General features: G+C 52.2%; 9 protein-coding genes. 5 read left to right on the top strand and 4 right to left on the bottom strand.

Features of this window, described 5'->3' with window-relative positions; translation table 11 throughout:
- Positions 1 to 6: 6 nt before the first annotated feature.
- From ACO064_RS04765 to rpoN, 3 genes are all read right to left on the bottom strand, one after another.
- Positions 7 to 801, bottom strand: coding sequence for an enoyl-CoA hydratase/isomerase family protein (locus ACO064_RS04765; protein ID WP_421826253.1), 795 nt, complete (start codon positions 799 to 801; stop codon positions 7 to 9).
- Positions 802 to 907: 106 nt separating this feature from the next.
- A complete protein-coding gene (locus tag ACO064_RS04760; protein ID WP_421826252.1) occupies positions 908 to 1,546 on the bottom strand; it encodes a hypothetical protein in 639 nt (212 codons plus the stop codon).
- A gap of 119 nt (positions 1,547 to 1,665) precedes the next feature.
- Positions 1,666 to 3,120, bottom strand: coding sequence for an RNA polymerase factor sigma-54 (gene rpoN, locus ACO064_RS04755; RefSeq protein ID WP_421826251.1), 1,455 nt, complete (start codon positions 3,118 to 3,120; stop codon positions 1,666 to 1,668).
- Positions 3,121 to 3,500: 380 nt separating this feature from the next.
- On the opposite strand from rpoN, the gene asnS reads away from it, so the two are divergent.
- The 5 genes from asnS (at position 3,501) to ACO064_RS04730 (ending at position 12,938) form a co-directional block, all read left to right on the top strand.
- Positions 3,501 to 4,955: an asparagine--tRNA ligase gene (gene asnS / locus ACO064_RS04750; RefSeq protein ID WP_421826250.1), complete on the top strand. Its 1,455-nt coding sequence runs from the start codon at positions 3,501 to 3,503 to the stop codon at positions 4,953 to 4,955.
- Positions 4,956 to 5,737: 782 nt separating this feature from the next.
- On the top strand, positions 5,738 to 8,944 hold the full coding sequence (locus ACO064_RS04745; RefSeq protein ID WP_421826249.1) for a SusC/RagA family TonB-linked outer membrane protein: 3,207 nt from the start codon (positions 5,738 to 5,740) through the stop codon (positions 8,942 to 8,944).
- 78 nt (positions 8,945 to 9,022) lie between these two features.
- Positions 9,023 to 10,669, top strand: a complete 1,647-nt coding sequence (locus ACO064_RS04740) for a SusD/RagB family nutrient-binding outer membrane lipoprotein (protein WP_421826248.1) — start codon at positions 9,023 to 9,025, stop codon at positions 10,667 to 10,669.
- Between the two features lie 53 nt (positions 10,670 to 10,722).
- Positions 10,723 to 11,289, top strand: coding sequence for a hypothetical protein (locus tag ACO064_RS04735; RefSeq protein WP_421826247.1), 567 nt, complete (start codon positions 10,723 to 10,725; stop codon positions 11,287 to 11,289).
- Between the two features lie 449 nt (positions 11,290 to 11,738).
- On the top strand, positions 11,739 to 12,938 hold the full coding sequence (locus tag ACO064_RS04730; RefSeq protein ID WP_421826246.1) for a cytochrome-c peroxidase: 1,200 nt from the start codon (positions 11,739 to 11,741) through the stop codon (positions 12,936 to 12,938).
- A 6-nt stretch (positions 12,939 to 12,944) separates the two neighbouring features.
- Here ACO064_RS04730 and ACO064_RS04725 read toward each other — a convergent pair whose 3' ends face one another.
- Complete coding sequence (locus ACO064_RS04725; RefSeq protein WP_421826245.1) at positions 12,945 to 14,858, bottom strand: S9 family peptidase; 1,914 nt, start codon at positions 14,856 to 14,858, stop codon at positions 12,945 to 12,947.
- Positions 14,859 to 14,973 lie beyond the last annotated feature (115 nt).

Raw genomic sequence — 14,973 nt, 5'->3', positions numbered from 1 at the left:
TATTGCTTATTTGCCCGTAAAAACCGGTTTCCGCTTTTGCAGAAACGCCAGAATACCTTCGGTCGCATCGTGCGACTGACCCAGTTGGTTCTGATACTGAGCTTCTTGCTCCAGTTGCGTCTCCAGATCGGTGTGAACGGATTGATTCAACGCTAATTTCATTAAACCGATGGCTTGTGTGGGAGCCGTCGCGTAATACCCGGCGGTTTCGGCCACCACCGCATCCAGTTCCGTCGCCGGAACCGAGCGCGTTACCAGGCCGAGTTGCGCGGCTTCCGGGCCATAAACCCGTCGTCCCGTGCTGCACAATTCAAACGCTTTTTGAGACCCCAACAGGCGCGGAAGAAAGAACGTCGAGCCAGCGTCGGGCATCAGACCGATGCCGACAAACAGCAGCGATACATACGATTCATTCGTCGCAATGACTATATCACAAGCCAGCGCCAGCGAGCAGCCCGCGCCGGCGGCCACACCGTTGAGCCGGCAAATCACCGGTTTGGGAAGGTTCCGAATGGCCCGAACCATCGGGTGATAGGTTGCGCGCAGGAGGTCGCCCATCGAAAAACCGCCTTCGTTTTGGAGCTGACCAGCCGCTTCCTTCAAATCTGCCCCAGAACAAAACGCTTTGTCGCCCGCACCGGTCAGCACCACCACCCGCACAGCCTCATCGGCTCCGGCGGCTTCCACCGCACGCGTGATTTCCTGAATCAGCGCCGGGTTGAGCGCGTTGTGAACCTGCGGTCGGTTGAGGGTGATCCGGCCAATGCCGTCCGAAACGGAGAAAAGAAGGTGTTCGTACATATTTTTTAAGTTTTCGGTATACGGTATTTGGTTTTCGGTGGCTGACGCATTCGGGGCAGCTTGCGTCAGCCACCGAAAACTGAAAACCGAAAACCGACAACCAGTTTTAAACCAGCCACAGCACCGTCGCCAGGCTCACGACCAGCCCCAGGCCCATACCGGCGGCAATTTGCGGGGGGGTGTGGGCATTCAGGTGCAGCCGGGCGCTGGCCAGAAGTCCCGCCAGAATGATGAGGGCCAGCAGTGGATAGAGCAGCGTGAGTTCACCGGATTTGATGGCCATACCGAGCAAAGCCCCCACCATGCCGCTGATGCCGACACTGTGGGCGCTGATTTTCCAGAACAAACTGATCAGGCCGACGAGCGTCACCGACACCGTGATGCTCCCCAGCACGATGCCGATTTCGGGTGCCATGTCCGAGAGTTGGGGCAGCCGGAAGGCGAACAGCAAGGTCGCGGTGGTGTAGAGCAGGGCCGTCATGAAATACGGCAACCGGCGGTCGTGCAGCTCGTTCATGTGCAGGCTGCGGACGTAGCCCGTTCGGTAAAGAAAATAAATCAGGAAAGCCGGAACAAAAAAAGTGCTGATGGCGATCAACAGCAACAGGCTTAGTTTGAGTGGAGTGCCAAACGTGCTGACACCCAGCGCTCCCGGCACGACAAACAGCAGGATGCTGAACAGAATCGTGGGCATCAGCAGCGGATGAAAAACCGCCGATAAAGCCCGGGCAAGCGTCGTATTCAACGTTTCAGTATTCGGTTTTCGGTCTTCGGCCAACCGTTGCTCGTCAATCATTTCGCAAAATTAACAAAGCCTGGCGATTTGAGCGCATCGACTTTGTAAAACCCAAAAACTGAAAATACTCACAATTGTTTCCGCAACCGGGCTACCGGTATATTCAATTGTTCGCGGTATTTGGCAACGGTTCGCCGGGCAATGTTATAACCGCGTTCATTCAGCATTTTTTCGAGTTTATCATCCGAAAGGGGATTGCCTTTGGGCTCGTGGTCGATAAATTCCTTCAGAATGTTCTTCACTTCGCGGCTGCTGACGTCTTCGCCCGAATCGGTTGCGATGCCTTCCGAGAAAAAATATTTGAGCGGGTAAATGCCAAATTCCGTTTGAACGGCCTTGCTGTTGGCCACCCGCGAAACCGTCGAAACGTCCATGTCGATGAGGTTGGCGATGTCCTTCAGAATCATCGGGCGAAGCTTGGTTTCGTCGCCTTCCAGAAAAAAATCATACTGAAATTTCACGATGGCGTTCATCGTTTTCAGCAGCGTAGCCTGCCGTTGTTTGATGGCGTCGATAAACCACTTGGCGGCATCGAGCTTCTGCTTGACAAATGACACGGTTTCTTTCAGCGACCGGTTATTTTTGTCACTTTTCTCGTACGTATCCAGCATTTCGGCAAACGACCGGCTGATGCGGAGTTCGGGGGCATTCCGGGAGTTGAGCGTCAGCTCGATTTTGCCGGCGTTGTTGGAGAGAATAAAATCCGGAATCAGGTATTGCACCGCGCCGTCTTCGCCCTCGACCGACCCCGGTTTCGGATTCAGTTTGGTAATAATCTGAATGACTTTTTTAAGCTGCTCTTCGCTGATGTTCAGTCGTTTCTGGATCTTGTCGTAGTGCTTCTTGGAAAACTCTTCGAAGAGGTCTTCGATGATCCGGATGGCCAGCGGAACGGCCGGGTCGCCGGTGTCTTTGCGGTGCAATTGCAGCAACAGGCATTCCTGGAGCGAGCGGGCGGCAATGCCCGGCGGATCGAAGGTCTGAATCCGTTTCAAAACCGTTTCCAGTTCGTCCGTGTCGGTAAAGATGCTGTGCGAAAACGCCAGGTCGTTCACAATGGCCTGCATCGACCGCCGGATGTAACCGTCGTTTTCGATGCTGCCAATGAGCTGCATGCCAATGATCTCCTGCCGTTCGTCGAGGTTCAGGTACCCAAACTGCTGCATGAGGGTGTCGGTGAGCGTCGAGCGGTTTGCCACCGGCATTTCACGGTCTTCTTCGGAATAATTCCCGTCGCCCTGCATTTTATACCCGTTGTAGTCATCTTCGTTCAGATAACTTCCCAGATCGACCTCGTCATTGCGTTCCTTGTAATCATCGTCGTAGTCATCCGAAAACGGGTCGTCGTTGTTGGTTTCCTCAAATTCGGTATCGGGCCCTTCTTCCAGTGCCGGGTTGATTTCCAGTTCTTCTTCAACACGGGTTTCCAGTTCGGCCGTCGGAATCTGCAACAGTTTTATAAACTGAATCTGTTGCGGAGACAGCTTTTGCTGAAGAGATTGGGTAAGGCTGAGTCTTTGCATAATCACATACTATATTCGGAGACCACAAATTCCTGACTCGGGTACTCGTGGTCGCGCCTATCAAATTCCAGACCAATTTTAAAAAAAAATGTTTTACGTCCTACTTAATTTTGCAGTAATCAGATAGCATGTCTGACAATCAGGTGGTTGGATATTGAAATTTCTAGTAAGCGGATTTTTCATTCTGGAAGCAACCGCTTCATATTTCACCGAATGGCGTAACTTTACCCCGTCTTTCACTTGTCGCCCCTAAATCCCCTAAAAGGGACTTTCTGAATCCGGCTGTTGACGCGTCCAAGTCCCCTTTAGGGGATTTAGGGGCGACAAGCAAAAGTGCAACAGAATTATCAGACGTAAGTCCTAACTTATTACTTTTCAGAATGAGTCTTCTACCTGTCAAACAATTACTCGCGTCGGAAACGACCGGCCACACCATCACCGTCAAGGGCTGGGTTCGAACCAAGCGGGAAAGCAAAAATGCCATTTTTATCGCCATCAACGACGGTTCGACCATCCACAACCTCCAGGCGGTAGCCGAACCGGGGCAGTTCAGTGAAGAAATCATCCGGCTGGTCACCACAGGCGCGTGTGTCGCCATCACCGGAACGCTGGTAGAGTCGATGGGCTCGGGGCAGAAAGTGGAAGTAAAAGCAACTGATATTCATATTTACGGCCCCGCCGACCCGGACAAATTTCCGTTGCAACCCAAGAAACACTCGATGGAGTTTCTGCGCGAAATTGCCCACCTGCGCCCCCGCACCAATACGTTTGCCGCCGTGCTCCGCATCCGGCACGCGCTGGCGTTTGCCGTTCACCAGTACTTCAACGACAACGGTTTTTTCTACCTCCATACGCCCATCATCACCGCTTCGGATGCCGAAGGGGCGGGTGAAATGTTCCGCGTCACGACGCTGGATCTGGACAAACTGCCGCGGACGGACGAAGGTGCTATTGACTATAAGCAGGATTTTTTCGGGCGCGAAACCAACCTGACGGTTTCGGGGCAACTTGAAGGCGAACTGGGCGCGTTGGCGCTGTCAAAAATCTATACGTTTGGGCCGACCTTCCGCGCCGAAAACTCCAACACCACGCGCCACCTGGCCGAGTTCTGGATGATTGAGCCGGAAATGGCGTTCTACGAACTGGAAGACAACATGAATCTGGCCGAGGATTTTGTAAAATCCGTCATTGGCTACGCCCTGGAACATTGCGCCGACGATCTGGCGTTTTTGCAAAACCGCCTGATCGACGAAGAAAAAGCCAAACCACAGGCCGAACGCAGCCCCATGCCGCTGCTCGAAAAGCTCGATTTTGTGGTAAAAAACGATTTCCAGCGACTGACCTACACCGAAGCCATCGACATTCTGTTGCAGTCGAAACCGCACAAAGAGAAGAAATTCCAGTATCCGGTCGGCTGGGGCATCGATTTGCAATCAGAACACGAACGGTTTCTGGTCGAGAAGCACTTTAAAAAACCGGTGATCCTGACCAACTATCCCCGCGAAATCAAGTCGTTCTACATGAAACAGGATGAAGAGTCGTCGGCGGCTCCGGGGCCAACCGTTCGGGCGATGGACGTGCTCTTTCCCGGCATCGGTGAAATCATCGGCGGTTCGCAACGCGAAGACGATTACGAGAAACTGCTGGCGCGGGTTCAGGAGGTCGGCATCGATCCGGCCACGATCTGGTGGTTCCTCGAAACCCGCCAGTTTGGTTCTGCTCCGCACTCCGGTTTCGGCCTGGGCTTCGAGCGGCTGGTGTTGTTCGTGACCGGGATGAGCAACATTCGCGATGTCATTCCATTCCCCAGAACACCCAAGAGTGCCGAATTTTAAGCGAAAGCGCCTGAATATCAGAAGGGGAGAGGAGCCGGTTTTCGGGCTTCTCTCTTTTTTTTGGGCTTATTTTGCCGTTTTTGCTCCCATTGGCCCCGTTCCTGCCGCAGGGTAGTCTTCCCTATCTTGACAAATTGTTTCCTTTTTATTACTTTTAGTGAATCCAGTGCAACACTTTTTCAAATCCGTTCGTATTTGCTGACGAACCGGAATCTACCGATGCCCTTAACCTATGGGTATGTCTTAAATACTTTGACGGGATTTCCAGTAAGAGACTTTTGGCGTCTTTTATGCTGAGAAACTGCGTCCAATCCTGCTTTCCTAAACCCCTTTTTTGCCTGATTAACTCATGAGGATTACTGCATATAGCGGTTGTTTATACCCATATGTTGTATCGTTATGAGATTAATGTACGCTCGTTATAATCGATAAAAGCAGAAATAATGCAAAAAACAAATGCTTTTATTCATTTATTGATTTAAACATACGAGCACAAAGTCCCATCCTTATCATGCTGTTTTCGTTTGCTTAATTCCCGAAAAAATTGTCTTTATTCGGGAAAACAGGAGAAGTGTGTCTATTGGATTTTATTTTGCATTTTGCTGAAATTGCAAAATTTAATAGTTGCCGACCGATCGTATTTATACATATTTTGCACAGACTTGTACAAAATTGACGAGTTTGATTTGGAAACCGTGCCTTCCTTGTTTTAATGTTTTTTTAATTTTTACATTTAACGGCGTTTGTTTTTAACAGTCGCTTAATCTTAACCATAACTAATGATGAAAAAACATTTATTGTTAAGCCTGTTAATGGCTTGTACGACCTGGGTATGCGCCCAGGCTCAGGATCGAAAGATCAGCGGGGTCGTCAGGTCGGACGAAGACGGGACGCCACTCCCCGGCGTTTCGGTTGTCAGCAAGGGAACCACCATCGGCGGCAATACCGACGGAAACGGGGCCTACTCCCTGAGTGTATCGGGCAGCAATCCGGTTTTGGTCTTCAGTTTTGTGGGCATGATTACCCAGGAGGTGCCGGTCGGAAACCGCTCGACGGTCGATGTGGTTCTGGTATCGGACGCCCGGCAGTTGCAGGAAATCGTCGTAACGGCTCAGGGCATTGTCCGGGAGAAAAAAGCACTGGGATACGCCGTCACTACCGTAGAAAGCAAACAGATTTCTGACCGCCCCCAGGCCGACGTCGGGCGGGTTTTGCAGGGCAAAATACCGGGCGTCAACATCACCGCCACCTCGGGCGTGTCCGGAACCGGTACCAACATCACGATCCGGGGCTATTCGTCCATCACGGGCTCCACCCAGCCGCTGTTTGTGGTCGACGGGATTCCGTTCAACTCCAGCACCAACTCCCGGGGCGGTTTTACGGGGGGCGGTCAGTCTGCTTCCAGCCGGTTTCTGGACCTGGACCCGAACAACATCGAAAACATCAGCGTGTTGAAAGGGCTGGCGGCCACCGTTACCTACGGCGATCAGGGGCGAAACGGGGTGATTCTGGTAACGACCAAAAATGGCAGCCGAAAGGCCCGGGTAACCCAGGTGAGTCTGACGCAATCGTTCTTTACCAACACCGCCCACCTTCCTGATTACCAGAATAGTTACGTCGGCGGTTTTCAGCAAAACCTGGGTTACTTCTTCAGCAACTGGGGGCCCACGCTGGCCGAAGCTGCCATCTATCCGTCGCAGAACACCAACACAGCCCTGACCCAGCATCCCTACGCTTTCCTGAGTGTGGCGGCCACGCGCGCGGCCATGGCTCCGTATGTTGCGTCGGTGAGCCCCTATGCGATGCAGGTGTATCCGAACAACGTGAAGGACTTTTTCCGCACCGGCAAAATTTCCAATACGTCGCTGAACGTGTCGGGCGGGGGCGAAAAAGTGAGCTTCAACCTCTCGGCCGGTTACAACAAGGAGGAAGGTTATATCCCGGAAAACGGGCTGACCAAGCTGAACCTGGGCCTGGGCCTGAACGCGCAGTTGAGCAAGAAAGTGAACATCATTTCGTCGTTCAACTTTGCCCGCACCGATCAGTATTCGCCCCCCCTCAACGCCGGAACCGGAAACAACTCGCTGGGTGGATATCCGTCCGTGCTGGCCAACGTGATGTATACACCGCGTCAGGTGGATTTGATGGGATGGCCTTACGAGAATCCGGTCGATGCCAGTTCGGTTTATTTCCGCAGTGGAAATGACATTCCCAACCCCCGTTGGATTTTGAAAAATTACAAGACAACCGGCGTTGTGAACCGGCTTTTTGCTACCACCTCTATTAACTATGATATTGCGAAAGATCTGATCCTTGTCTACAAAGTCGGGTTGGATACCTACACTGAAAAACAGGAATACAAGTTCAACAAGGGGGGCGTTGATTTCGTAAATGGTTTTTATAATACGTTCGATATCCAGAATACGATCTGGGATAACAGCATGATTTTGTCCTACAACAAATCGATCAACGACGGAGTCGTTTTGTCGGGACGGATTGGTGGTAACATGCGGAATGACGTGACGAACGGCCTTTTCGTGACGAGCCAGAATCAGTTGGCGCGAAATCTGTTCCGCCACAACAACTTCATCGACAACGTAGCTGCGGATGGTATGACCGAACAAACCCGGATCGGGATTTTTGGTGAGATAACCGCCGATATCAAGGACTTTTTGTTCCTGAACCTGGCCGGCCGGAACGACTGGACCTCGACCGTGGAAACCCCAAACCGCCGGATTTTTTATCCCTCCGCCAGCGTCTCGTTCGTGCCGACCTCGGCTTTTAAAGGCTTGCAATCCAGCAACCTGGTCAACTTCCTGAAAGTGCGGGCGGGCGTCGGAACCTCTGCCGGTTTTCCCAACCCGTATAGCACCCGCAACGTGCTGAATCAGAACGCCAGAGCCTGGCTGACCTCCTCCGGGGCAACGGTGCAGACCCACTCGGTCGACAACGGACTCGGCAATGCCAACCTGAAACCTGAGTTGCACACCGAAGTGGAGTTGGGCATCGAAGGGCGGCTATTCAACAACGCCCTCAATTTTGACGTTACGGCGTATCAGCGCAACACCCGGAATCTGATCACCAGTACACCCCTGGATGCATCGACGGGCTATACCGCCACAACGATCAACATCGGAAAAATCCGGAACGAAGGCATCGAAATCAGCCTGTCGGCGACGCCCGTCAAAGTGGGCGATTTCTCCTGGGGCGTAACGGGCGTCTTCTCACGCAACCGGCCCAAAGTGCTCGATCTGGGCGGTACGTTACAGGAAGTTCAGGTGGCCGGTTTTGGCGGAACGCTGGGTAATTATGCCGTTGTGGGTCAGCCTTTTAACGTTATCAAAGGCACCGGTTTCCGTCGGAACGACCAGGGACAGTACCTGATCGATGCCGGTGGGTATTTGCTGGCGACTACCTCGCCGATTGTCCTGGGCGATCCCAACCCGGCTTTTACGAGCAGCCTCATCAACGAATTTAGTTTTAAAGGCTTATCGCTCAACGTGATGATGTCGTACCGGCACGGCGGAGCCATGTATGCCTCCACGGCGGGTGCGTTGCTGGGTCGGGGGATGACCACCGACATTGGTCTGGAAACCGGGTTCGACCGGGCGCAAACACTCGTGATTCCGGGCGTCAAACTGGCCGACGGAACTCCGAACGACATTCAGATCACGGCGTCGGATTTTTACTTTAACAACTACTATTTCTTCGGGGATGAAGGCCGGATTTACGACGGTTCTACCATCCGTTTGCAGGAAGTATCGCTGTCGTACCAGTTACCCAAGAAACTGCTGGGCAAGACGTTTTTCAAAGGAATCTCCGTTTCGCTGACGGGGAACAACCTGTGGTACAGAGCGATCCACATTCCGAAAGGACTCAACTTCGACACCGATAACCTGGGGTTGGGCGTTGGCAACGGCATGGGCTTCGAATTTCTGACGGGACCGAGTTCCAAACGGCTCGGTGGAACGTTGCGGCTGACTTTCTAATCCAAAAACCGGCTACAGACGCTGAATGACGCACGTTGAGTGCTTCATCATTCATTCAAAAAATAAATCAATCAACCGATGATCAAGAAAATAAGCACAACCTTGTTGGTGTTGTGTCTGGTCGTACTGAATTCCTGCAAACTGGATTTATTGGATAATCCGAACGCGGTAACGACCAGTAATACCGACATCAACTACCTGCTCAATCAAATCGAGCTGAGCTATGCCGGTCACTTCAACTCGCTGAGTGATCCGGGCATGCGACTGACCCGGATGCTCAACCAGGGGTCGGCCATTTATGACAATGCGGTTTCGCCGGGTAACTTCGACGGTGCCTGGACTACGGCCTACGCGGCCATTCTGACGGATGTGAAAACCATCATTCCCCTGGCCGAAAAGGCGGAATTGTTCGTTCATGCCGGCATTGCCCGGACATTGCGGGCCTCCGTTCTGATCAATCTGGTGGATGCGTTTGGGGATGTGCCCTACACGGAAGCGATCGACCCGACCAACTTCAATCCGGGTGTCGATGCGGGAGCCACCATCTACAAATCGGCGCTGACAGAACTGGACGAAGCCATCAAGAACTTTGCTGCTACCTCCAAAGCCGGAGCGACCAATGACTTGTTGTATGCCGGGAATGCCGATAGCTGGACGCGGGTTGCCAACACGCTGAAATTGAAAATCTACCTCAATATGCGGTTGACCGACGCTGCCGGTTCAACCACGGCCATCAATGCACTGATTGCCGGGGGGAAACTGATTTCGACGGCGACGCAGAATTTTGCGTTCAAATTCGGTTCCAACCTGACCAATCCGGACACCCGCCATCCCCGCTACGGAGGGCAGTATTCGTCGACCGGGGGCGGTGATTACCAGTCGAATTCGTACATGGGAACGCTGTATTCATCCAAAGGTTTTCCGGATCCGCGCATTCGGTATTACTTCTACCGCCAGACGATCAAGAATCCGACGGATGTCAATGCCTTGCGGTGTGTAAATAACTCAAAACCCGCGCATTATTCAGACTCGGATGTGTTCTGTCTGCCGTCGACGGTGGGCTACTGGGGCCGCGATCACCTGAGCAACGAGGGTATTCCGCCCGATGGATTGCTGCGGACGGCCTGGGGCGTTTATCCGGCAGGTGGTTCCTTCGACAACGACGCGGGTGTCCCGGTTTCGCTGGGAGCCGGTGGGGGCGGAGCGGGCATTCATCCCATCCTGATGCGGTCTTTTGTGGACTTCATGCTGGCCGAGTCGGCGCTGACCTTAGGCACAACCGGCGTGGCGAAAGACCTGCTGAAATCGGCGATTGAAAAATCGATGGCGGACGTGCGCACCCTGGCGCTGGGCACCAACGAAGCCGGCAAAATCGCCACCTTCGAAGCAGCAAGCGGCACGGTCTGGGCTACGGAAGTGACGAAGTACGTCACTAAAGTCCTGGCCGACTACGATGCCGCCACGACCACCACCCAAAAGCTGAACGTGATCGGAACGGAATACTGGCTGGCCTTGCACGGAAACGGCATCGAAAGCTACAACCTGTATCGCCGGACGGGCAAACCGTCCAATCAGCAACCGGCACTCGACCCCAGTCCGGGCGGTTTTCCCCGCTCGTACTATTATCCGGCTTCCTACATCACCCGGAATGCCAAAGCGGTGCAGAAGGCCAACGTAACCACTTCCGTTTTTTGGGATAACAACCCGGCCGGGATGCTAAAATAAACCCAATAATCGTACAAAAGAGCTTTGATCATTCATTCAAAAACACAACATAGATGAAAAAATACATGGTCTTTCTGTTTTTAGGGCTGTTCGCAATGGCCTGTGAAACAGACGTAATTGATCGGATCGATGAACCCAGCATGGAACAGGGCGGGTATGTCCGAACGGTGACGCCCTATCCCGTTACCAACGCGACGTTTAGTGCCAGCAAAGCCAACATGAGCGGCACCAAAATGGAGATTGTGGCGGAAGCAGTCACTCCGAATCAGGGTGCTTTGTTTGCTTCCTACGATTTGTCCATTGCGTTTGTGGACGCGACCCCGGCCAACGGGACCAAAACCACGACGGCGGTCGTCCTGAAGTCCATTGCTGCTTCGGCCTTTGCGAAAGATGCCAAGACGGGGTATCCGCGAGCCACCATTTCCGTAACGGGAGCCGAAGCATTGGCCGCTACAAAACTGGCCTTAACGGACATTACAGCCGGTGATCGGTTTGACATAACGGCTGTAATGAAATTGACGAACGGAAAATCGTATACGGCCAGCAACACCGGTGTTAATATTACCGGCGGGGCCTTTTACAGCTCCCCCTTTGCTTACCGATTGAACGTAGTAAATTAGCAATATTGAATTTTTTTTAAAAGGCAAATCTTCTTAGTAAGATTTGCCTTTTTTTATTTTAAATTTCCTTTATAAAAAGATTTTATGAATACATTTATATACATATAAAAAATAAAGCTTAAACCCAAAAAGTCTAAGCTTTAAAAAATCATTAACCTAAAAAATATAGTGAATATAGTGGAATTTATTTGTTAAAAATAAATATATATGATTTGTAATAAATTGTAGACTGATTTTTTATAAAACGTGATTTGAAATTATATAAAATAGAAATATATGTAGTTTAATTATTTACCTTATTCAAGGTAGCATTTCTTTGCCAATCGGCTTTTCGTTTCGAAAGCTTAGATCAGGATTAGGCGAAAGCGCGATGAAAAATCGGCCATTGAAGTAGTAAATTCTGAAGACCGGCGGCTTTAGTCAGGTGTGAATACCCGTATGAATTGCCAATGAGGTGCTCTTTTTTTAATGAATTTTCCGCGCCGATTCTGAGTGTTCTGCTTCTTGTTATGACCTCCTGTGGCCGTAATCAGGATGCGGATCAGAAGCGGGAAAAGAAAATCTCGGAATCCATCGCCGTGTTGGGAGCTTTGCCGGAATCGGTTATTGATCCACCGGACAACCCGACGAATGCGAAAAAAGTCGAGCTGGGGCGGTTTCTGTTTTACGACCCGGTTTTGTCCGGCAACCGGGATGTTGCCTGCGCCACCTGCCACCAGCCCGAATTCAACTACGCCGAATTTCTGGAAACGTCCATTGGTGTTAATGGAACCGGCAGCGACAGCAAACGGCAGTTCCGGCTTCCGAACACCATTCCGTTTGTCAAACGCAACTCCCAATCCGTTCTGAATACCGCCTTTAACGGAATTCAAAACCACGGGGACTATGATCCCCGGCTGGCTCCTATGTTCTGGGATATGCGGGCCAAAAGCCTGGAAGAACAAGCCTTGCTGCCCATCACAACGCTGGAAGAAATGCGCGGCCATTCGTTCGCGGAAGAAGCGGTTCTGGACGAAATTATCGCCCGAATCCTCCGAATTCCTGAATACCAGACCCTGTTTTCCGAAGCATTTTCGGGCGAAACCGATCCGGTTCACGCCAAAAATCTGGCGAAAGCGATTGCCGCCTACGAACGAACGCTGGTGGCCAACAACTCCCGCTTCGATCAGTATATGCGGGGTGACAGCAACGCGCTCTCGCTGAGCGAAAAAGATGGGCTGAATCTGTTTCTGAAAACCGGCTGTGCCAAATGCCACAATGGCCCGATGCTGTCCGATTTTAAACTCCACACCCTTGGCGTTCCCGACACACAAAACCGGAAAGAATCGGATACGGGCATCAACAATGACTACGCGTTTCGGACGCCCTCGCTGCGCAACCTCCGGTTCACGGCGCCGTATATGCACAGCGGCAAGTTCCAGACGCTGGATCAGGTGTTGATGTTTTACGAAGATATTGCGGGAGGCAAAATCGAAAACCCGCACGTAACCGCCGGACAAATGGACCCGCTGGTTTACGAATTGAACCTGAAATTCAAGGATATTTCCAGCATTGTCGAATTCCTGAATACACTCAACGACGACAATTTCGACAAAACCGTGCCGACCCGCGTTCCCAGCGGTTTGAAAGTCAAAGGGAATATGGATTGAGCGGTTTTACTTCAGCGTCTCCGTCAGCCACGAAAAAAACTCCCGTTGCCACACCAGCGCGTTCTGCGCACTCAGCACCCAGTGGTTTTCGTCGGGCAGATACAGCAATTTGCTTTTAATGCCCCGCAACTGGGCCGCCTGGAAAGCCTGTAAACCCTGCTCGATCGGAACGCGGTAGTCGCGGCCACCCTGAATGATGAAAATCGGCGTGTCCCAGCGGTCCACGAAGTTGCTCGGCGACTGGCTGTAAGTCCGCTGGGCGGCTGCGTTCTTTTTGTCCCAGTACGATCCGCCAAAATCCCAGTTGACAAAAAACAGCTCTTCGGTGGTGCCATACATGCTCTTGAAATCGAAGACACCGTCGTGCGAAATGAAGGACTTAAACCGCTTGTTGTGAGCCCCCGCCAGCGCAAAAACCGAGTAGCCGCCAAAACTCGGACCGACGCACCCCAGGCGGTTTTTGTCCACATACGGTTCTTTGGAAACCGCATCGATGGCGCTCAGATAATCCCGGATCACCTGCCCGCCCCAGTCTTTGCTGACCTGCTCGTTCCACTGGGTGCCGTGGCCCGGCATACCCCGGCGGTTCGGGGCCACGACGATGTACCCCTGCGATGCCATCAACTGAAAATTCCAGCGGTATGAATACATCTGCGTCAAAGCCGACTGCGGACCGCCCTGGCAATAGAGCAGCGTGGGGTATTTTTTAGAGGCTTCGAAACCGGGCGGATAAATGACCCACACCAGCATCTTTTTGTTGTCGGTGGTCGTCACAAAACGGCGTTCGGTTTTGCAGATTCCGGTGGTTTTCAGCACAGCATCGTTCACGTGGGTGAGCTGCGTCATCGCGCCGTTCGCCAGATCGACCGTGAACAATTCGGCCGGGTGGTTCATGTCGGTGCGGGAAACGACGAGGGTATTGGCCGCTTGCCCGACGATGCCGGTGACGTCGAAATCGCCTTTGGTAAGCTGCGTAATGATCGGCATCATTTTCGTGAGCCCCGGATACGTCACTTTGAACAACTGAATCGTGCCGTCGATGGGCGCCGTGAAGAAAAGCGCAGAACCGTCCTGGCTCCATTTAAACCCCTGAACATGAAGATCGTCCCGTTGGCCGGTCAGGTTCATTTTGGTGACGCCGTTCCAGACGATCAAATCCTGTTTGTCGGCTTCGTAGCCGTCGCGTTTCATTTGCAGCCAGGCCAGTTGCCCTTTGGCGTTGTATTCAGGATTGAAGTCGTAGCCTTTGTTTTCTTCGGTCAGATTTTTTGTCGTTCCCGTTGTGATATCGTATTCGAACAAATCCGTATTGGTGCTGATCGCGTAATCCGTACCAGTTTTCTTCTTGGTCACATAGACGATGTGTTTACCGTCGGGATTCCAGATATAATCCTCGTCGCCACCGAACGGTTTTTGCGGGCAATCGAATTTTTCGCCCGGCATAATGTCCTTGCCCGCTCCGGCTTTTCCATTCACCAGCGGAGCCACGAAAACGTGGTCGTATTTGCCGTCTTCCCACGTATCCCAATGGCGGTAATTCAGCGAGGTGTAGACGTACGCATTCGATTTTTTCAGATCGGGATATTTGTCGGTGCTGGCAATGTCTTCCAGTTTTACAGCCTCACTGCTAAGGATAAACTTGCCGTCGGACGAAATTTTTGAGTTGACCAGCAAGCTGTCGGCGTTCGGAATTTCGGTTGCCGAGCCCCCGCTTAGCGGTATTGTGTAGGTTTTTCGCGCACTTTTGTTTTCCTCCGCGTTCGGTGTACTGACGGAATAGATAACCGATTTCTTGTCTTTGGAAATGCCCAGTCCCGACACCCGGCCCCATTTCCAGAGTTGTTCGGGGGTGAGCGGATTTTGTGCCTGCGTAGCCAGTGAGAGCAGCAAAAAGCCGCCAAGCCATCCTGTTTTTTTCATGAGAAATTAGAAGAAGTCTTTCGGCTTCAAACATACGGATAATCCGGCATTTTTGGACGGCGCACCCATCGACCCGTTTCCGGTCTGTGGAATCGCCGGGTGTAACTGATCGAAA

This window comes from Larkinella sp. (genome assembly GCF_965227735.1).
Classification (GTDB): Bacteria; Bacteroidota; Bacteroidia; order Cytophagales; family Spirosomataceae; genus Larkinella.
This window is presented reverse-complemented; position numbering and strand designations above follow the sequence as displayed.